The sequence below is a fragment of the Escherichia sp. AM3 genome (assembly GCF_032029835.1).
Lineage (GTDB): Bacteria > Pseudomonadota > Gammaproteobacteria > Enterobacterales > Enterobacteriaceae > Escherichia > Escherichia coli.
This window is the reverse complement of sequence record NZ_JAVUPQ010000938.1, coordinates 1-276: the sequence shown is the minus strand read 5'-3', so window position 1 is coordinate 276 and position 276 is coordinate 1. Positions and strand designations below refer to the sequence as shown.

Sequence of the window (276 nt, the reverse complement as noted above, 5' to 3'; positions counted from 1 at the left end):
CCTCCCCGCGCCATCACTGTGAGAAAACCTATCGGGTGATGCTTGAGTCTCCGGTCTCGGATGACACGGCAGAGCAATTCGCGAAAGGCGTTCAGCTGCATAATGAGAAGGATCTGACCAAACCGGCGGTGCTGGAAATCCTCACCCCCACGGACGTCCGTCTGACCATCAGTGAAGGCCGCTACCATCAGGTGAAGCGGATGTTTGCCGCCGTGGGCAACCACGTTGTGGGGCTGCATCGTGAACGTATCGGCGCGATTGAACTCGATCCAGACC

At 58.3% G+C, this 276-nt stretch carries 1 pseudogene; it reads left to right on the top strand.

What is annotated here, in order from left to right:
• Nucleotides 1-276: pseudogene (locus RTW80_RS29145) on the top strand (16S rRNA pseudouridine(516) synthase); the annotation flags it as partial.